Genomic DNA, 18,506 nt, shown 5'->3' on the forward strand with positions numbered 1-18,506 from the left:
ATAAATTATTTTGTTAACGCTCTTAATTACGAATTTGTAATTCAGCACGGTAGGCGTGCAGTTGCGCCTTGAGTTGGGCAATTTCAGTTACCATATCTAGCACCATTGCTGCTCCGGCCCAATTCAAGTTCAGATCGCGGTGCAACCTTTGAATCTGCACAACGCGAAACATATCCTGTGGGCGCAGCATGATTCCTACAGGTTCAATTAGTCCCAGGTGGGCAAATCGTTCTAGTAATAAAACCGAGGTTTGGGTGAGGTAGGCGGCTTGCTCGAAACTATAGAGGCGATCGCCTGCTTCTGACCACACCACGCAAGACAAGCTCAGGTTAGAAATCATAATCGCACCTCTTCTAAGCCTTGACGGGGATTAAAACTGCTAACTTGTCGCAATTTTTCATAGCACTCTCTTTCTTGGGGACTCAAATCTTTGGGTGTCACAATTTTTAACCGCACAATCAAAGCGGTACGATTGCCTTTTGGATCGCGCCAGCCCTTGCCACGTAGCCGGAGTGCTTGGCCGGAATCCACACCAGCCGGAATCTTCATCGTTACCTTGCCATCGGGCGTAGGAACATCTATTTGTACGCCAAGTACAGCTTCCTCTGGGCTGACAGGTACTTCGCAAGCAAGATTGTCGCCCTCAAATTTGAAGAAAGGATGGGGCAATAATTCAATTGTCAGATACAAATCGCCGCGTTGCTGACTAAAAGGACTCATCTGTCCTTTGCCTTTGACTCGAATGCGGCTTCCCGATTTTACTCCCGGCGGAATGCGAACAGTGATAGTTTCTCCATCAATTTGTAGCTGCTTCTGTGTACCGTGAAACGCTTCAGAAAAAGTGAGAGCGATCGCTGCTTCTGTATCCTGTGCGGGAACTTCAGTGAAGCGGCCGAAGGGGTCTTCTCCATAGCCAAAGCCGGCGTATTCCCGGAATCCTTCTGGTCTTCTTGTAGTGCGATAATTAGCTGTGCGCTGCCTTGTACGACCGCCACTGCGACCTAACCCTCCCAGCAATTCATCAATGAAATCATTAAAGTTGCCATACTGGCTAAAGTCATAACCTTGTGTACCCGCCCCTCTGGGTGGAGGCGCACCCGCCGCAGCCTGTTGCCAGTACTGACCATACTGGTCATACTTCTGGCGTTTTTCCGGGTCGGACAGCACTTCATGAGCTTCGTTAATTTCTTTGAACCGCGCTTCGGCTTGCTTATCGTTAGGATTTAAGTCTGGGTGATGTTTCCGTGCCAATTTCCGGTAGGCTTTTTTGATATCCTCCGGAGTGGCGTTCTTACTAACACCCAGAATTTCGTAATAATCTTTGAAATCGGTTGCTGCAACCATCAGCACCTCTTGAAATTAACGCGATGGGACGGGTGGGCAGAGGGGCATGAGGAAGATAAGGGGTAAGGGGAAAAGGGCAAGAAAGTAGTATTAATGTAATTTATTATGGCTTTACCCTTTACCCGAATGGCACGAAGAAAAGGTGAAACCTTGTCAGGGCATAGTGTTGGGTGTTGGGTGTTGGGTGTTGGGTGTAGTGTTTCAGATAATTGAATGCAACTGCGTCAAGGAGTTCAACATCTTCTTAATTCCCCACACCCTACACCCCACACCCAAAAGCCAGGAATACGAAGGATTTACGCTTTTCTTAGTGCCATTTCCCTTTACCCTTTAACCTTTTCCCTTTCATTCCTGGCTTATGCCCTATTTGAGGAATCATCTGGTTTAACGACTTCGGATACTCGGTTGAAGAAACTAGAGAATTGTTCTTGAAGCTTGGCAAATGCGCCTGCTGTGTTCTCACGTGCCTTAACTTGCCGCTCTAGATTTTTAATTGCTTTGTCAAATGCTGCATACTCGCGATCGCCTCTGGCATATCCTAGTTCTTGAGCTAACTTGAGTTGGTCACGAGCATCTTCTAGCAACCTCTGTGCTGCGTCGCGATCCTTATCTGCTAAAGTAACCGAAGTCACTAGATCGGTATGGGCTTTGACTAGCGGCAGGGGTCGAGCTTGTTCTGTCACCACTAAAGTTGAGAGCGCAAGTTGCAGCACGCCTTTGGCTTCATCAATTTTGCCTTCGTTCAACAACCGAGCTGCTTGCTTTGTTGCATCTGGATATCTCTCTAATGGCAGATTGACGATTGCTGTGCGAATCTCGCTTATCAGGTTGTTCAACAGTTCGCGAGCCGCCGGAAAATCTTCTGCAATTGCAACACCCTTAACTTGTTTGCGAATTCGGTCAACCAAATTAAAATCCTGAGGGGCAAAATCGATTATCGCTACCTCAGCCGCCACCGGAATTAGAGCTAGTTTAGGGTATTGTGCTACTAGAATGTCAATTTTTCCAGTTGCTCGTTCTAGGGCAGCAATTGCTTCTTGAGTCTTTCCCCGCTCAATGGCAGCGATCGCTTTTTTAGTTTCTTCGATTGCGGCGATCGCTTCTCGATCCAGTTTACTTTCAGCCTCAGCTGTTGCCTGTTGCCTCTCCTTTTCAATCTCCTGCTGAAGACTAGTATCAAGCTGATTCAATCTTTCAGGAGATACCGCAGCAGAGCTAACTGCATGAACGGGAGCGATGAATAAAAGCGTGGAGAAAAGAATACCCACTAACAGGACTTGCAGCCTTCTAAAGAATCTGTGATATTGGTTCACGATCGTTCTCCGGTTTGTAAACTTGCTTTGCGCCTGGAATAGATGCCTTTTTCGTCGCGATCGAACATCTGTACCTTTTTGGGTCTAAGGATTATTCAGGTTTTCCCCTACAACGCCACTTGATGCCAGTCGCTACAACGCGCTTAACCCGACGCTAGGTGCTTTATGCAGGGAAACCCTTTCGGCAGTTCCTTCTGGGGGACTCGGGGTCCCCACGAAGTGGGGATTGGGGGAGAACCCCCAAGACCGGACTGCCGACGCTCCTGCGTCGCTACCGCTACGCTAACACCACCGCAGTGGCTCCCCCACACCCTTATACCCTTTCTTTGGTCACAAGCGTGCTGTAGAGAATTGTTGCCGATTTGGAAACCTTATCCAAATCGGTGTTTTGCAAGTTGCCACTGTCGATCGGGGTTGCAGCATGGCTAACCCTCACCTTGATAGGTTTAAACCCAATCAAGCATTAGCTGTTTGCTGACTTTGGGTTTGCTGACTTTCATGAGATGGTCTGTTGACTCTGGACACCCGGTTGAAGAAATTAGAGAACTTTTCCCGGAGTTTGGCAAATGGACTTTCTGTTTTCTCCTTTGCCCTGATTTGCCGCTCAATGTCTCTGATTGCCCGGTCAAGTTCTTTGTACTCGGGATCGCGTCTAGCATAGCCCAGTTCTCTCGCCAGCTTGAGTTGGGTGCGAGCATCTTCCAGCAACCGCAGTACTTGGTCCCGATTTTGCTGGTCCTGATTCTGTTGATCCTGTCCTTGAGGGGCTAAAGCGATTGCAGCAGCTAGTTCAGTAAGGGCATTAATCAGTGGAATGGGTCGAGATTGTTCTGTCACCACCAGAGTTGAGAGTGCCAGTTGTATTACCGCTCTGGCTTCATCGGTTCTCCCTTGATGCAACAATCGGGCGGCCTCCTTGATGGCATCAGGATACGTCTCAAGTGGCAGATTGACGGTTGATGTGCGAATCTCGCTCACTAGGTTGTGCAACAGTGCACGCCCAGTCGGAAAATCTTCCTCATTCACAGCCCTCTTAGCTTCATCGCGAATTGGCTCAATCAAATCAAAATCCCGAGGAGCAAGATCGATAATGGTTATCTGAGTTGACACAGGAACCAGAGCCAGTTCAGGGTAACGTGCCAGAAGAATATCAAGTTTTCCAGTTGCCCGTTCCAGAGCTTGAATGGTTTCCTGAGTGTTTTCCCGATCGATGGCGTTGATTGCATTGCGAGTTTCTTCGAGCGCGGCGATTGCGTCCCGATCTAGGGAACTTTGAGCCTCATTCGTTGCCTTTTGCCTCTCCTGTTCAATCTCCTGCTGAGATTGAGGATTGGGCTGATTCAATGTCGTAGAGGTCATAATCTTCTCCTTGTTTGTTAATTTGTTTTGGGTTTGGAATAGGTGTTTTTTTCATCGCGATCGAACAATTGTTCGATCTACTTCTAATAGTTCACCAACCCAAAATTGCTATGTGGAGGTGGGCAGGGGAGCAGGGGAGAGTTGTTGTAAAAGTTGTTTCTCCTGTGCCCCTCTGCCCCTCCGCTCCTCTGCTGACCACAATGCAAAGTTGTCTTGGCGGACTAGTAAGCCTTCACTAGCCCATTAGTTTTTCCTTTGGTCTTGTACCAGAGGCTTCTCCCCTGCTCCACTTGGACTGCTCCCTTGCCTCTTCGTTGGTTGCAGGCCAGCTACAGCATTGGAAGCACGTGGGGACGAAGACCGGGCGGGAAAGCTTTATCGATCCGATCGAGCTCGGCTTCGGTCAACTGGAGCTCCCCAGCCCCGGCGTTTTCGGCTGCGTGCTCGGGGCTAGAGGCCTTGGGGATTGCGAAGAGCGAGGGCCGCCGCACTAGGAACCGAAGCGCAACCTGGCGAGGGGTCGCGTTGTGCGCGGCGGCGATTTCCTGCAGCACGCGGCCTCCGGTCGTGTGCGGATCTGGGAAGTGCCCGTGACCGAACGGGCTGTAGGCGACCACGGCGACGCCATGCTTCTCACACCAAGGAATCACGGCATGCTCGATCGCCCGCTCTTTCAAATGATAAAGAACCTGGTTGCAGACGAAACGACCCTCGCCGGCGATTGCCCGGGCATCTTCAAGGTCGGGTAGATCGAAGTTGCTCACTCCCCAGGAGAGAATCTTTCCCTCGTGCTGAAGCTGCTCGAAGGCGGCAATTGTGTCCTCCAACGGGTGCTGACTGCGCCAGTGCAAGAGGTAGCAGTCCAGTCGATCGGTTTTGAGGCGAGCAAGCGACTTCTCGCAAGCCGCCATCGTCCCGCGCCGAGAGGCATTCTCGGGAAGTACCTTGGAGACCAGGAAGACCTCATCGCGTCGCCCGACGATCGCCTCGGCGACCACTTCCTCGGCGATGCCGTACATCTCGGCGGTGTCAATATGGGTCATGCCGAGATCGAGACCTCGACGCAGCGTGGCGATTGCGGAGGCGCGATCGCTGCGATCGATGTACCAAGTCCCTTGACCGATCGCTGCCACCTCACGCTTTGTGGAACCAAACCGACGCTGTTCCATGCTTGTTCTCCTGATTAGATTCTTTTCTTTTGCAAGTTAGCAATTACACTTCGTGTACACTGCGCGATTACACTCTGTGTACGCTGCGCGAACGCGCCGATGCGATCCTCACTCTCCATCCTCAGGCTCGTTCTTAATGTCCTCGGGAGATCTCACGTTTATGCGCCGCTACGATACACTGGCTTTTTCGGCGGCAGCGTGTATAGTAATGTCAATCCCACGCATAACACCAATCCGGCGATACCGTTCCACAACGACAGCACAAGTGCTAAGAAGTACAACACGCTAGTTAATATGTACATGCGGGTGAGGTGAGCGATGAATTGACCGTCGAGATTTCTGTTCAGCAATCGATGATAGTAGAGGCGGCCGTTGTGACGGTCAGGCTTAGGGCGAGATCGCGATCCGGTTTTCCACCGAGGTGATTCCTGGTGCTGACCACGCTGCCCGCTCCGCCTCTTGCTTCTCAGCCCAGGAGCGCACCGTCCCCCTCAGGATGACCTTGCTCCCCTCCACCTCGACCGCGATCCGCAGCGCGTCGGTCTCCGCGCTGCGCACCAGCGCCTGCTCAATTTTCTTCTTGAGTTCCGACGGCGACACGCGGGGCTTGATGGTGAGCAAGTTGGTCACCCCCTTGACGCCTTTCAGGCGGCGGACAACCTGCTCGGCATCGCGCTTCTGGTACTCCCACTCGACCACACCCCTGAGCGTGACCCAGCCCTTGGAGACCGTGACGTCGAGATTATCGATGGACACGTCGGCATCCCACTCCAGCGCATGAATGGCGGCTGCGGCAATGTCGGCGTCAGTGCGCTCGGCAGAGACCGGCAGCCGAACCTCGATGTCGTTGGCCACAGCCAGTACGCCACGGACGCGGTGGGCAGCTTCTTCGGCAGCCCAGCGCTTGTAAAAGGAATCGACCCAGCCTGTGAGCGTAACAACACCGTCTTTGACGGCCACGCCGATTTCGGTAGACTGGACGCGGGGATCCCACTTCAACTCATTCAGCACATCCTTTTGGATTTCCTCGTCAGTTCGGGTTGCGGTTGCAGTTGTCATGGTTAGTTTCTCCTTTGAGCTACTCTTATGGTTTAAAACTGCTAAATTTCATTTCAAAGGCTCTAACACCTGCTTCTGCCACAGGATGATCCTGCTCTATGCAGCTTTCTTGGTGCTGTTGTGCGGGTCGATGACGAACTTTTTCGGTGCCCCTTGGTCGAATGTCCGGTACGCCTCTGGTGCTTGGTCGAGCGAGATGAACTCGATGTTTGTGACCTCGCTCAGGTAGTCCATCCGGCCCCCAAGGATGGCCAGCATCAGGAGTCGGTGGTACTTCATCACCGGGCACTGCCCCCACATGGCGAACTGCGACTTGATCCATGCCTTGCCGAAGTCGAGGATCAACTTCCCCTGCTTAGCCAGGTCCGTGGGACCACCGGGGTCGAGGCTAGTGTAAATGCCAGGGATGCCCATTCCCCCGCCGAAGCGAACCACCGACATCAGGTCGTTCAATACAGCCTCCGGCTGCTCGCCAGCGTCTTTCCCATGGCCGTGGGCTTCGAACCCCACGGCATCCACCCCGCAGTCCACTTCGCGAACGCCAAGGATCGACTCGATTTGATCGGCCAGCGGCACGTCTTGCGTCAGGTCCACAGTCTCGTAACCCGACTTCTTCACCAGCTGCAATCGGGTCTGGTTTATGTCCCCGACGATGATGGCGGAGGCCCCTAAGAGGCGGGCACTGGCGGCGGCACACCGACCCACCGGTCCTGCCCCTGCAATGTACACCGTGGATCCCGTTCCAACTCCCGCAATGACACACCCATGGTAGCCCGTGGGCAGGATGTCCGAGAGGAGGGTGAGGTCATGGATGCGCTCCATCGCCTGGTCCTTGTCGGGGAACTTCAGCAGTTGGAAGTCAGCGTAGGGGACCATGTGGTACTCGGTCTGCCCGCCTGGCCAGCCGCCCAGGTTGAAGCCGTAGGCTCCGCACGGGAAGTCAGGGTTAGTGTTCATGCAAATGTCGGTGTGTCGCTCCTTGCAGTTGCGGCAGCGGCCGCAGGCGACGTTAAATGGAACCGAGACGAGATCGCCGACCTGAATAAACTCCACGTCCCGGCCCACCTCGACGACCTCACCAGTAATTTCATGACCCAGCGTCATCCCCTCTGGAGCGGCGAAGCGGCCCCGGTAGATGTGCTGGTCGCTACCGCAGATGTTCGTGGTGACCACCTTGAGAATGACACCGTGCTCGCACTTCTTGCCACGAGGGTCAACTAGTTTTGGGAAGTCGATACTTTGAACCTCGACTTTCCGAGGACCCATATAGACTACTCCACGATTGCTTACCATAGCTTGTTTATCCTCTTTCTATGGTTTGAACAACTAAATTTCATTTCAGGCCCCCTCAGCTAGTTTCACGGGGCGCAAGAACATGGCATTGGCTCCCACAAGTACTCAAGGGAGGAAAAAAGAAAGCCCACGATCGAAACTTGCAGCCCTTTAAGGAGTCGGCGATCTCAGTTCATGATGGTTCTCCTAGTTTTTTAAGTTGTTTTGTGACTGGAATAAGTGCCTTGTTCGTCGCGATGGGCTACGCCCCACGCCCAGGCGATGGCGCAGAGCGCCCGCTGGAAGCGATCGCAACTCTGGAAATTTACGATCTGACTTTAGACCTGGAATAAGTGCCTTTTTCGTCGCGATCGAACATCTGTTTGACCCGATCCCAAGCTTTCGCCAAGGCATTATCTTTTCCATTGGCTTCTCTGAACGACCGATTGTAGGTATCAACAAAAGTTTTTTGCGCGTCGTCCGACAGATTTGCTCTAATTTCTGGTGAAATCTGCTCATCATCTGCCAGTTCACCTTTTGGTTGACGGGGAATCTTCATGTCAGTGATAGCGACTTCTTCCGCACCCGCACTTTCTAACAGTGAGACAACTTCGTCTGCTTGTTCTTGTGGCACTTCCGCGACCAGTAAAAACTCACCTGCTTTCAGGCGTGTTTCGTAAATAGTAGCTTTGTCCTCCGGCATACCCATTGCGATTAAGGCAGATCCAATGCCTGCTCCCAAGGAACCATATAAAGCACCGCCTGCCGCTCCTAATAATGCTGCTCCCAAAGGGCCTGCTGCTACTACGGTTCCCAAAAAGGGAATGAACAACACACCCACGCCCGTAAGTAAAGCCAACAAAGAACCAAATAGCGATCCGAAAATCGCTCCGGTGGCGAGTCCATCCAAGATCACATCTTCTTTAGTCACAAATCCGGAGATGCGAGTTTCGGCGTGGAAGTCGCGACCAATAATCGAAATGTTATCTTTGGGAATGCCGCGATCGATTAGACGCTCAACCACTTCTTGCATCTTCTTCTCATCTTTGAAGATAGCAGAGACACTTTTGAGGGCGGTTTTTTCAGATGTAGAAGTCATAAAAATTACTCCAAATCAAAAAACTACATAACATCACGAAGTGTGGAGCAGATTTAAGGACGCGGGGATAGGAAGAGAGTATTTGATAATTTCACTGCGTCACCCAGAGGATGACGCACGCAGGCTCGCTAAAGCAGTTCTTTTAACTCTGAGAACCAGAGCAACGGACTGCTTGCTGCGTCTTGTTACTTTTGTTCCACGAAGTCTGCATCAATGACATCTTCACCACTGCGTTGTCCGTCTGGGGAGGTACCGCCATCTGGAGATGCACCTGCTTGTGAGTAGACCGCAGTGCCGATTTGCATCAGGGCTTGTTGAATTTCGTTGGTGAGGGACTTCATACGATCGATGTTGTTCTGCTCAATTGCCTGACGCAAGTCTCGAATTAAGCCTTCCACGCGGGACTTGTCTGCTGGTGGCACTTTGTCGCCCAAATCTTGAAGCTGTTTCTCGGCTTGATAGGCGACGGAATCGGCCATATTTTTGGTATCAATTTGTTCGCGCCGCCTACGGTCTTCTTCCGCATTGCGCTCGGCTTCTTTCACCATCCGCTCGACTTCAGATTTATCGAGGGTAGACGCACCTGTGATGCTAATAGACTGTTCTTTACCTGTGGCTTTTTCTCTGGCAGTTGCTGACAGAATCCCGTTAGCATCAATGTCAAAGGTAACTTCGATCTGTGGCATACCTCTGGGAGCTGGAGGAATCCCATCTAGTCGGAAGGTTCCCAGACTCTTGTTGTCGGATGCCATTTCGCGTTCGCCTTGCAGAACATGGATTTCTACGTTTGTTTGTGCGTCAGCCGCCGTTGAGAACACCTCAGACTTCTTCACTGGGACAGTGGTATTGCGCGGAATAATCTTGGTCGTCACACCACCTAGAGTTTCAACACCCAGCGACAACGGCGTGACATCTAGGAGCAGTACGTCTTTTACCTCACCCCCAAGCACACCTGCCTGAATCGCTGCACCCACTGCTACGACTTCATCCGGGTTGACACCCTGGTGTGGGTCTTTGCCTATTATCTGCCGTACCAGTTGCTGGACAGCCGGCATTCGAGTTGCACCACCCACTAGGATTACTTCGTCAATATCTGCGGGACTCAGTTTAGCATCGCGCAGAGCTTGTTCGACAGGAATACGACAGCGATCGAACAAGTCGGCGCACATTTGCTCGAACTGTACCCGCGTTAAGGTCATATCTAGATGTTTCGGGCCTTCCGGGGTTGCGGTAATAAAAGGTAAGTTAATGTTCGTCTGTGTTGCGCTTGACAGTTCAATTTTGGCTTTTTCTGCTGCTTCGGTGAGGCGTTGCAGGGCTTGTTTGTCTTTACGGAGGTCGATGCCTTCGTTACGCTGGAATTCGGTTGCTAGCCAGTCTACGATTCTCTTATCAAAGTCATCACCGCCCAAGTGGGTGTCGCCACTGGTGGCTTTCACTTCAAACACACCATCACCCACTTCTAGGATAGACACATCAAACGTCCCACCACCTAAGTCAAATACCAAGACAGTTTCGTTAGTTTTCTTGTCAAGTCCGTAAGCGAGGGCAGCCGCCGTTGGCTCGTTGATAATTCGCACAACTTCAATCCCGGCAATTCTACCGGCATCTTTGGTGGCCTGGCGTTGAGAGTCATTGAAATAGGCAGGGGTGGTAATTACCGCTTGCCTCACTGGTTCCCCCAGATATGTGCTGGCATCATCTATCAGCTTGCGGACTACCTCAGCCGAGATTTCTTCCGGTGAAAATTCCTTGTTCAGAGCGGGACAGTATAGCTTGACATTGCCATTACTGTCACGTACCACTTTGTAAGTAACTTGTTTTGCCTCTTGGGTGACTTCATCATACCTGCGCCCAATGAACCGCTTCACAGAATAAAAAGTGTTTTCTGGGTTCATTACACCCTGGCGCTTGGCAATTTGCCCGACAAGTTTTTCGCCCTTCTTGGTGTAGGCAACCACAGACGGAGTTGTGCGACCGCCTTCTGTGTTCGGAATAACGACGGGTTGTCCGCCCTCTATTACAGCTATACAGGAGTTGGTAGTTCCTAAATCAATACCAACGATTTTTGCCATCGTTAGCAACCTCCTTCAAAGATTGGGATAAAAAATTAAGAGTCTGGATTCAAGACAAGTTGAATAAATGGTATTAAGAAGGCAGAGGGCAGGAGGCAGAGGGCAGGAGGCAGAGGGCAGAAGGGGAATCCCCATAAATAAATTTAGGGGATTTAACAACGGCTTCTGAAAGTAAGGATTTCCCGACTTGAGCAAACTGGCGTGGGCTTGTGACCTCTTGGCAGGGGGTAGAATCTATCCTTGAACCTTCTGCCCTCTGGCTCCTTAGCACTCAGGATTCGGCTGCGTTTTCAATCGCGGCTAACAATGAGCGGAGGTCGTAAGAGCCATCGTGGCGCACACCGTTGATGAAAAAAGTCGGCGTGCCGTTGACCCCGCTCTGGATTCCGCTGAGTAAGTCTTCGCGTATCTTGGGTACGTGGGCGTGCTCGGCGAGTTCGTGACTAAACCGAGGTACATCAAGACCGAGGTTAGCGGCATATTCTATTAGATGTTTGCGATCAAGCGCCTGTTGATGTTCAAAAAGATGGTCGTGCATCTCCCAGAACTTACCTTGCGCCCCAGCTGCCTCTGCTGCTTCTGCTGCCTGCTCGGCGTGGGGATGCAGGTTAGTTAACGGGAAGTGGCGGTAGACAAAGCGCATGAGATCCCCGGTTAACTGCTGGAGTTCTTTGACGATGAAATGGGCACGACCGCAATAGGGACACTCATAGTCGCCGTATTCCACGAGGGTGACGGGTGCGTTTTTTGGTCCTCGGATATGGTCGCGATCGCTAACTGGGAGGCTAAGTTCGCCTGTTGCTGTTGTGATCATGTTGTCACCTCCTGCTCTTAAGGGAGTGCTTTGGAAAACATTGCGTCACTGTCCTTGCCCGTTGCCCCTGTGCCCGTCACCTAAGTTTACTTTCACAACCTTGTTCCTATCTTCTTCAGCCTTGGGCAGCCTCAGCTTGAGAATGCCATCTTTGTATTCTGCTTCTACTTTGTCGTGCTGGACACGGGTAGGCAACGGAATTACGCGCTGAAACCTGCCATAGCGAAATTCGGTGCGGGTGATGCCTCTTTCTTCCGTTTTGATTTCTGACTTGCGCTCACCGGAAATAGACACTGCCTCTGGCGATACCTGCACATCTAGGTCTTTGGGGTCTACACCGGGAATTTCTACCTTGAGATGAACCGCATCGGGGGTTTCTTGAATCTCTGCGGAGGGAATAAAAGCAATGCCTTCCTCTTCTCTACGACCTGTCGGTGCTATCTCATCAAACAAGCGGTTTAACTGCCGCTGCAAACTTTCAACTTCTCGGAAAGGTTCCCAACGAACGAGTGCCATAATTTTAAGTCTCCTGACGATCTATACTTGGGTGTTTAGAATTCTGCATTAGACTGGGTTTTGTCAGTCGCTGAAACAGAGTTGCTATCATGCCAGTGCTGAACTCTGTTGACACTATAAAAAAGAAATCTAAGGGCTTTCTGAGGAAATTATGATGGTTGGGGATTGGGACAAGGCAAAATTGCAAGGGGAAAAACAAATAACTTCCCTTTAACCTTTCTTAGTCACGCCAGTTCGCTCAACGGGGGAAACCCTCCGAAGTTGCTCCACTTGGTGAGGAAGTTCAAGTCTTGGATGCCACATCCTCCACTTGGGGAGACCCCAAGACCGGAGTGGCTCCGGTTCCCGTCGAGTTGAAACTTCCGAACCCGAAGGGGCAAAGACGACACTTGCTACAACGCAGATTCCCTCCGCAACGCAGTGTCTCCCAAAGACCGCACTTCTCTCCGCACGCGACTGGCTCCCCAATACCCAGTCTCAATAATCGAAGCCTTCGCCAGGGCCAGGACCGACACCAGCTGGCGCTTTCGCCTGCTTGTCAGGTTTTTCTACCACAACACCCTCAGTGGTCAGCACCATACCACCAATAGATGCAGCATTCTGCAAAGCACTACGAGTCACCTTCGCTGGATCGACAATGCCCGCCTCGAACATATTCACAAATTTATTAGCAACGGCGTCGTATCCCTCATCAAAGGGCAGTTCACGGACGCGCTCCACAATCACCGCACCATTAGCACCAGCATTATCAGCAATGCGACGTAGTGGAGCATAAAGAGCGCGAGCCACAATCATAGTGCCCGTCAACTCTTCATCCTTCATTTGGCTCTTTGCCCATTCCTCAAGCTGGGGAGCAATGTGTGCTATTGTTGTACCGCCACCGGGCACAATTCCTTCTTCAACTGCGGCTTTGGTGGCATTAATTGCATCTTCTAGACGTAGCTTGCGGTCTTTGAGTTCAGTTTCGGTGGCAGCACCGACCTTAATCACCGCGACACCACCTGCCAGTTTCGCCAGCCGTTGTTGCAGTTTTTCCTTATCGTAGGAGGATTCAACTTCTTGGATTTGGCGACGAATTTGTTCGATGCGAGCTTTGACAGCTTCTTCGTTGCCTTCTGCCACGATGGTTGTGTCGTCTTTGGTAACGATCGCTCGCCGGGCTTTACCAAGCATTTCTAACCTGACATTTTCTAGCTTCAAGCCCGTATCTTCGCTAATCACCTGACCACCTGTGAGCGCCGCGATGTCTTCCAGCATCGCTTTACGTTGAGCGCCAAAGCCGGGAGCCTTCACCGCCGCAACTCGCAGCACACCGCGCAAATGGTTGACGACTAAAGTTGCCAAGGCTTCTTTTTCAATGTCATCCGCAATGATTAGTAGGGGTTTGCCCGTGCGAGCAATTTGCTCGAGAATCGGCACCAAATCTTGAACCATTGTAATCTTGCGATCGGTGATTAAAATGTGGGGTTCTTCCAGTACTGCCTCCATTCGCTCAGGATCGGTCACAAAGTAAGGCGAAATGTAGCCTCTATCAAAGCGCATTCCTTCAGTGACTTCCAGTTCGGTCGTTGTGGATCTGCCTTCTTCTAGAGAGATTACACCTTCTTTGCCCACTCTTTCCATCGCCTCAGCCACAATCCGACCCACTTCGGGGTCATTACCCGCTGAAATGGTTGCAACCTGCTCAATGTCCCTAGAATCTTTAATTGGACGGGCGTGTTCTTTAATTTTTTCGATGACGAATTCTGTAGCTTTATCAATCCCCCGTTTCACCGTCAGGGGATCGGCACCAGCCGTAACGTTGCGTAGCCCTTCTTTAAGCATCGTGTGAGCCAGCACAATTGCAGTGGTGGTTCCGTCACCCGCGACATCGTTTGTCTTGGAGGCTGCTTGACGTAGCAAGGAAATCCCGGTATTCTCAGTGGGATCTTCTAGTTCAATTTCTTTGGCAATAGTTACTCCATCATTGACGATTTGAGGAGCGCCAAATTTTTTCTCCAAAACTATATTCCGCCCTTTGGGACCGAGGGTGACAGCGACGGCTTCGGTCAGAGCGTCAAAGCCTTTTTCCAATGTCCAACGGGCCGTGTCCTTGTACAGAATTGTCTTTGCCATAGAAATGTTGTCCTTGTTAATTTTAATTAGGATGTTTTCAGTAGTGCTGAATAGAGATGCGATAAATCGCGTCTGTACAAGAGTTAGGAGTTTTATCTCCCCCTGCTCCCCCTGCTCTCTTTTCCCCAATACTCAGTCCCTTTGAAAGCTGCTTACTCCACGATCGCCAGGACATCTTTTTCAGACAACAACACGTATTCTTCGCTACCGAGTTTAATGTCGGTTCCGGCATATCTGGAATAGAGAACTCGCTCGCCAATTTTCACTTCCATTGGCTGACGAGATCCATCCTCATTACGCTTCCCCGGGCCGACTTGCACCACTTCTCCAACCTGTGGCTTTTCTTTGGCGGTGTCGGGCAATAAAATTCCCCCAGCAGTTTTTTCTTCCGCTTGCGCGACTTTAATAAAGATGCGATCGCCCAATGGTTTTACTGTCGAAATACTCAGCGATACGGCTGCCATAGGCTATTCTCCTGTTGAGAAGGCAGGAGGCACTAGGTACATTAGTGAGTGGGCTTTAAACCCACAACTAAAGTTTTTGTCATCTTTCTTCTGTACCCCGCAGTATGTCTCCTACCTTTTTTGTCAAAAATACTGCTCAGTGCTTATTACCTTAACCAAAAAATCTAAGGACTTTCTGAGGAAATCATGGAAGTTGCAAAACAGTTGTATGGCAAAAACCGGGCGTGCAAAAATTTCTGTTGAGGTTCAGCTTAATTGAGTACGATGGTGGGATGTACTGATAGTTGCAGATATCGGCTGAGTTGCAAAGCACCGCAAATGTGATTGGTTGTGAGATTTAGCTCACAGGCTAAAGGGTGCGGCTACTATTAACCGAACTGTATTGAATTGAAGAAGGCAGGAGGCAGAGGGCAGAGGGCAGAAGGTTTTGTTTAGAAGGGGATTCAGACCCCTCCTAAACAAGAGCCACCCTACGGGTGAATCCTACGGATACGCTACGCGAGCGCCAGTCGCCTACAGAAGGAAACCTTCTTGCAGCGCTGGCTCACCAAATTGAAAATTTGGTGGGGGTCTTAAACCCTTACTCCCTAAGGTCGTAGCAGAGGGCAGGAATCAGATTTCCTTCTGCCTTCTGCCTCCTGCCCTCTGCCTTTCTTGATAAAACCTCATTGGAGCGGACTGAAGAGAGTCGCCAGTACTAAGTTCAAGGTTATTAGCATCTGCTCAATTCAACCGTTAAACACTGAGGTTGTTTAATGTTCTCAAAGAGGATTTAAATCATGTCAGCAATCAGTATTTCTAAGTTCGAGCGCTTCTTCCGCACTGTAGCAGATCTAGACGTGGACAAGAACGACCTTAAGCGTTACAGCGACTTCGTTAATCATAAAACCTACGATCTTCTCCTTCGTGGCCAGGCTACGGCGAAGGCGAACGGGCGCGACATCATCGAACCTTTTGATGTACCTATTACAAAGGGACTGGAGGAGAGAATTCACAACTTCAAGGAGATCAACGAGGAGATTGAGCTAAAGCCCATACTGGACTACATAACGACGCGGCCACTGCTCGACCTGGACTACAGTAAAGAGACCGAGGCACGGCTTCCAGACATCGTGGGTGGACTTAGTGTGGCACTTGCCCGCACCTTCAAGATCATCGATCCCGATCTCAAGAACCCCCAGACGATGCAGTGGGAGCGCGCCTTCAGCATTTTTGACTTGCTGCTGTAGACTCATTGACATACTCCCCACCCTTCAAGGGTGGGGATTCTAGGCTCAAACAGCGATAGCAGGCTCCCGCCCGACTGACATCACCTAACCCAACAGTCGATGCCCCGACTGCACAAATTACCTCAGATGCGTTTTCATCCCTCCCGTTTACTGACTGACAGGACGGACAGCGCCACTCTCTAGTAGACAAATCAAGACTTTCTAAAACATGGCCGCAGCAAGAACAAGTCTTAGTGCTGGGATACCATTGGTCGATGAAAACAACCCTCTTTTTCTTCTTTTTGGCAACCCATTCTAGTATTTGTAGAAACTCTCCAAACGCCAAATCAGAGATTTTTCTCCCCCAAAGACGCTGCATTCCTTTCAGGTTTAGTGTTTCAAAACATAACACATCAAATTTATCAGTCAAATGATGTGCCAACTTCCAAAACCAATCATGTCGACGATGAGAAATATCCTCGTATCGACGTACTAAATTCTTTCTAGCTCGTTCACGATTAGATGAGCCTTTAAACTTTTGGGAATGCTGTCTGCTGGCTATTTTGATGGCGTTGAGTGACTGCTTGAAAAATTGGGGTGATTCAATTTTAGTCCCGTCTGAACAAGTGAGGAATGTTTTCAATCCAAAATCAAAGCCAGCGATTTTACCCGTCTTAACTTCAACTTCTGGTTTGTTCCCCTCATCAACCACCACAACCATAAACAACTCACCCAACGGTGTGCGTTTAATAGTTAGGGTTTTGACTGTTCCCTCAATCTCTCTAGACTTCCAAAATTGATATACTCGATTCCCAATTTTTACTCTGTTGCCATTTAAAAACTTATAGCCAGCTTGTTTGAGGGTGAATGATTTGTATTTTTTAACTTTCTTAAATCCCGGTGTTCTAACTCCTTTGTTATTATGTTTAAAAAACAATTGATAGGCTTTTTCAATGCGTTGACAAATATCTTGTACTGCTTGAGAACCTACTGTTTGCCAGAATGGGTTACGCTTTCTTAATTTAGCAATATGAGACTGAAGTTTTGCACTCTTCAAATGCTTGCCCCACATTCTGTAGTAGCGTTTGTGTAGGGCAATACAATGATTGTAAATTACCCCGGCAGCATTTATTATGCGTTTGAGGTGTCTATTTCTTTTGTGTTGATATAGCTTAAACTTCAGTGTTTTCATATTAATATTTTACCAAAAATCTGAAGCTAAAAACTCAAATTCTTCTTAAATTAAGCAAAGTCGCCCTTGAAGGGCGTTCGCGTAGCGTCTCGCAGAGAGGCTTTAGACCCATGTTTTTGGTAAATAGATGGAACGGCATCGAACAATGGGCGGGGGCTACTTTCGCTTTTTTGATTGGCTAACTCTTAATCGTGACGTATTTGCTGCTTATCAAGCCAGTTTGGGCTACATTTGGGCTTAATTTTTGTCTAAGTCCCGTTAGTTAACTTAGTAGCTGGCTTGGTTGCTTATACCTACTTACCCAACAAACCGTCTATTGATATTTACCCTAAACACTTGCCTGCACTACCTCCTGCCCTGTTTTAGCTCCGTCGAACTCACGTTTAGTTAAAACCCTAAATCAGATGAGTATACCCAAATGAAATCAATATGAATTTACGTCATTAGGCATAAACTATTTTCAATCCATTGGATGGATGAAGCCTTATGTTAATTTATTTAAGCTTAGTTGCATTACAGATTAATACTTATTTTGTGTTATTAAGATTAATTGTAATCAAGATTCCAATTTTTATATTTATATAAATATAAAAATTGTTACGTTAACTTGAGATTCTATTTATAAATGAAAAACATATAAGAATATATTACAGCACAAGGCACTTCAAACATAAGACAATTCAATATTTTTGAAATAACGCAAAATAAAAAAGTTACATTTACTTTACCAATGTTTTTTATAATTATTACACTTAAAATTTTATTCCAAGATAGCTAACAACTAATTATTAATAACTATGTAGATTTAAATAATTTTGAAAATTTATAAAAGGAGTAAAAATGTCTAAAATTGGTTTATTTTTTGGTACTCAAACAGGCAATACCCAAACTGAATCAGAAATAATTCAGAAGGAGTTTGGTGGTGATAGTGTTGTAACGTTAAATGATGTTTCACAAGCTGAGCCAAGTGATTTTAATAACTACGACTATATCATTGTTGGTTGTCCTACTTGGAATGTTGGAGAATTGCAAAGTGATTGGGAAGATTTTTATGATGAGTTAGATAACATTGACTTCACGGGCAAAAAAGTTGCTTATTTTGGTCCTGGAGACCAGGTTGGTTATCCAGATACATTTCAAGATGCACTCGGTATTCTAGAGGAAAAAATTTCAGAAAATGGTGCTGAAACAGTTGGCTATTGGCCTACAGAAGGTTATGAATTCAGCGAGTCTAAAGCTGTTCGTGATGGTAAATTTGTAGGTCTTGCCCTTGATGAAGATAATCAATCCGATTTAACAGAGGAAAGAATCAAAGCTTGGGTTACACAATTGAAGCTAGAGTTTGGTTTGTAAAGCTTTATTCACTAAAATGCTTGTTACCTAATTAGGTAAATTTGAGAATTCTTTGCCCGTCTCAAAGATGAAACTGCGCGAGAGAAATTACTGAAAACCATTCTCTAAAACATAACTTGCTTGGGGTTGCCTTTGAAATACTTGGCTCAATTGC

The 18,506-nt window shown here is 48.9% G+C and carries 17 protein-coding genes and 2 pseudogenes; 4 read left to right on the forward strand and 15 right to left on the reverse strand.

The annotated features are described in order from the left end of the window. Window positions 1-22: 22 nt before the first annotated feature. From NSTC745_RS20020 to NSTC745_RS20055, 8 genes are all read right to left on the reverse strand, one after another. Window positions 23-340: a chaperone modulator CbpM gene (locus NSTC745_RS20020; protein WP_445632496.1), complete on the reverse strand. Its 318-nt coding sequence runs from the start codon at window positions 338-340 to the stop codon at window positions 23-25. Further along, window positions 337-1,344: a DnaJ C-terminal domain-containing protein gene (locus tag NSTC745_RS20025; protein WP_445632497.1), complete on the reverse strand. Its 1,008-nt coding sequence runs from the start codon at window positions 1,342-1,344 to the stop codon at window positions 337-339. Before NSTC745_RS20025 ends, NSTC745_RS20020 begins: the two co-directional genes overlap by 4 nt. A 356-nt stretch (window positions 1,345-1,700) precedes the next feature. Beyond that, complete coding sequence (locus NSTC745_RS20030; RefSeq protein WP_445632498.1) at window positions 1,701-2,657, reverse strand: YfdX family protein; 957 nt, start codon at window positions 2,655-2,657, stop codon at window positions 1,701-1,703. A gap of 456 nt (window positions 2,658-3,113) precedes the next feature. Further along, the gene (locus NSTC745_RS20035) at window positions 3,114-4,016 is read right to left on the reverse strand and encodes a YfdX family protein (RefSeq protein WP_445632499.1); all 903 of its coding nucleotides are present in this window, start codon (window positions 4,014-4,016) and stop codon (window positions 3,114-3,116) included. 329 nt (window positions 4,017-4,345) lie between these two features. Next, window positions 4,346-5,185 (reverse strand): aldo/keto reductase, encoded by an 840-nt coding sequence (locus NSTC745_RS20040; protein ID WP_445632500.1) that lies wholly within the window; start codon window positions 5,183-5,185, stop codon window positions 4,346-4,348. A 158-nt stretch (window positions 5,186-5,343) separates the two neighbouring features. Next, complete coding sequence (locus NSTC745_RS20045) at window positions 5,344-5,487, reverse strand: hypothetical protein (RefSeq protein ID WP_445632501.1); 144 nt, start codon at window positions 5,485-5,487, stop codon at window positions 5,344-5,346. Between the two features lie 85 nt (window positions 5,488-5,572). Beyond that, a complete protein-coding gene (locus NSTC745_RS20050) occupies window positions 5,573-6,244 on the reverse strand; it encodes a BON domain-containing protein (RefSeq protein WP_445632502.1) in 672 nt (223 codons plus the stop codon). Window positions 6,245-6,340: 96 nt separating this feature from the next. After that, on the reverse strand, window positions 6,341-7,510 hold the full coding sequence (locus tag NSTC745_RS20055; RefSeq protein ID WP_445632503.1) for an alcohol dehydrogenase catalytic domain-containing protein: 1,170 nt from the start codon (window positions 7,508-7,510) through the stop codon (window positions 6,341-6,343). Between the two features lie 233 nt (window positions 7,511-7,743). On the opposite strand from NSTC745_RS20055, the gene NSTC745_RS20060 reads away from it, so the two are divergent. After that, on the forward strand, window positions 7,744-7,869 hold the full coding sequence (locus NSTC745_RS20060) for a hypothetical protein (RefSeq protein WP_445632504.1): 126 nt from the start codon (window positions 7,744-7,746) through the stop codon (window positions 7,867-7,869). Here the strand turns inward: NSTC745_RS20060 and NSTC745_RS20065 are convergent. From NSTC745_RS20065 to groES, 6 genes are all read right to left on the reverse strand, one after another. Beyond that, entirely contained in the window at window positions 7,842-8,615 is a 774-nt protein-coding gene (locus NSTC745_RS20065; RefSeq protein WP_445632505.1) for a ChaB family protein, read from the reverse strand. The genes NSTC745_RS20060 and NSTC745_RS20065 overlap by 28 nt on opposite strands. Before the next feature lie 185 nt (window positions 8,616-8,800). Continuing rightward, window positions 8,801-10,690 (reverse strand): molecular chaperone DnaK, encoded by a 1,890-nt coding sequence (gene dnaK / locus NSTC745_RS20070; RefSeq protein ID WP_445632506.1) that lies wholly within the window; start codon window positions 10,688-10,690, stop codon window positions 8,801-8,803. Between the two features lie 271 nt (window positions 10,691-10,961). Next, window positions 10,962-11,504 carry a DsbA family protein gene (locus tag NSTC745_RS20075; RefSeq protein ID WP_445632507.1) on the reverse strand — a complete coding sequence of 181 codons (543 nt, stop codon included), beginning with the start codon at window positions 11,502-11,504 and terminating at the stop codon, window positions 10,962-10,964. Window positions 11,505-11,549: 45 nt separating this feature from the next. Next, a complete protein-coding gene (locus tag NSTC745_RS20080; RefSeq protein WP_322721359.1) occupies window positions 11,550-12,020 on the reverse strand; it encodes an Hsp20/alpha crystallin family protein in 471 nt (156 codons plus the stop codon). 477 nt (window positions 12,021-12,497) lie between these two features. Then, the gene (gene groL, locus NSTC745_RS20085; RefSeq protein ID WP_445632508.1) at window positions 12,498-14,135 is read right to left on the reverse strand and encodes a chaperonin GroEL; all 1,638 of its coding nucleotides are present in this window, start codon (window positions 14,133-14,135) and stop codon (window positions 12,498-12,500) included. A gap of 152 nt (window positions 14,136-14,287) precedes the next feature. Next, entirely contained in the window at window positions 14,288-14,599 is a 312-nt protein-coding gene (gene groES, locus NSTC745_RS20090; protein ID WP_445632509.1) for a co-chaperone GroES, read from the reverse strand. A 779-nt stretch (window positions 14,600-15,378) separates the two neighbouring features. On the opposite strand from groES, the gene NSTC745_RS20095 reads away from it, so the two are divergent. Beyond that, entirely contained in the window at window positions 15,379-15,828 is a 450-nt protein-coding gene (locus tag NSTC745_RS20095; RefSeq protein ID WP_445632510.1) for a DUF1931 family protein, read from the forward strand. A 45-nt stretch (window positions 15,829-15,873) separates the two neighbouring features. On the opposite strand, the pseudogene NSTC745_RS20100 reads toward NSTC745_RS20095, so the two are convergent. Beyond that, window positions 15,874-16,999, reverse strand: a pseudogene (locus tag NSTC745_RS20100) (RNA-guided endonuclease InsQ/TnpB family protein). A 258-nt stretch (window positions 17,000-17,257) separates the two neighbouring features. Between NSTC745_RS20100 and NSTC745_RS20105 the strand changes: the two are divergent. Together NSTC745_RS20105 and fldA are read left to right on the forward strand one after the other, a co-directional pair. Next, a pseudogene (locus NSTC745_RS20105) lies at window positions 17,258-17,365 on the forward strand (IS982 family transposase); the annotation flags it as partial. A gap of 474 nt (window positions 17,366-17,839) precedes the next feature. Continuing rightward, window positions 17,840-18,352, forward strand: a complete 513-nt coding sequence (gene fldA, locus NSTC745_RS20110) for a flavodoxin FldA (RefSeq protein WP_198123750.1) — start codon at window positions 17,840-17,842, stop codon at window positions 18,350-18,352. The last annotated feature ends 154 nt before the right edge of the window (window positions 18,353-18,506 follow it).

The sequence above is a fragment of the Nostoc sp. DSM 114161 genome (genome assembly GCF_052692665.1).

What these genes read in the sequence shown, in the direction of transcription:
- NSTC745_RS20055 (WP_445632503.1), bottom strand. Translation starts at nt 7,510, where the DNA reads ATGGGTCCTCGGAAAGTCGAGGTTCAAAGTATCGACTTCCCAAAACTA.
- NSTC745_RS20035 (WP_445632499.1), bottom strand. Translation starts at nt 4,016, where the DNA reads ATGACCTCTACGACATTGAATCAGCCCAATCCTCAATCTCAGCAGGAG.
- dnaK (WP_445632506.1), bottom strand. Translation starts at nt 10,690, where the DNA reads ATGGCAAAAATCGTTGGTATTGATTTAGGAACTACCAACTCCTGTATA.
- NSTC745_RS20080 (WP_322721359.1), bottom strand. Translation starts at nt 12,020, where the DNA reads ATGGCACTCGTTCGTTGGGAACCTTTCCGAGAAGTTGAAAGTTTGCAG.
- groES (WP_445632509.1), bottom strand. Translation starts at nt 14,599, where the DNA reads ATGGCAGCCGTATCGCTGAGTATTTCGACAGTAAAACCATTGGGCGAT.
- NSTC745_RS20050 (WP_445632502.1), bottom strand. Translation starts at nt 6,244, where the DNA reads ATGACAACTGCAACCGCAACCCGAACTGACGAGGAAATCCAAAAGGAT.
- NSTC745_RS20045 (WP_445632501.1), bottom strand. Translation starts at nt 5,487, where the DNA reads ATGTACATATTAACTAGCGTGTTGTACTTCTTAGCACTTGTGCTGTCG.
- NSTC745_RS20025 (WP_445632497.1), bottom strand. Translation starts at nt 1,344, where the DNA reads ATGGTTGCAGCAACCGATTTCAAAGATTATTACGAAATTCTGGGTGTT.
- NSTC745_RS20065 (WP_445632505.1), bottom strand. Translation starts at nt 8,615, where the DNA reads ATGACTTCTACATCTGAAAAAACCGCCCTCAAAAGTGTCTCTGCTATC.
- NSTC745_RS20075 (WP_445632507.1), bottom strand. Translation starts at nt 11,504, where the DNA reads ATGATCACAACAGCAACAGGCGAACTTAGCCTCCCAGTTAGCGATCGC.
- groL (WP_445632508.1), bottom strand. Translation starts at nt 14,135, where the DNA reads ATGGCAAAGACAATTCTGTACAAGGACACGGCCCGTTGGACATTGGAA.
- NSTC745_RS20040 (WP_445632500.1), bottom strand. Translation starts at nt 5,185, where the DNA reads ATGGAACAGCGTCGGTTTGGTTCCACAAAGCGTGAGGTGGCAGCGATC.
- fldA (WP_198123750.1), top strand. Translation starts at nt 17,840, where the DNA reads ATGTCTAAAATTGGTTTATTTTTTGGTACTCAAACAGGCAATACCCAA.
- NSTC745_RS20095 (WP_445632510.1), top strand. Translation starts at nt 15,379, where the DNA reads ATGTCAGCAATCAGTATTTCTAAGTTCGAGCGCTTCTTCCGCACTGTA.
- NSTC745_RS20020 (WP_445632496.1), bottom strand. Translation starts at nt 340, where the DNA reads ATGATTTCTAACCTGAGCTTGTCTTGCGTGGTGTGGTCAGAAGCAGGC.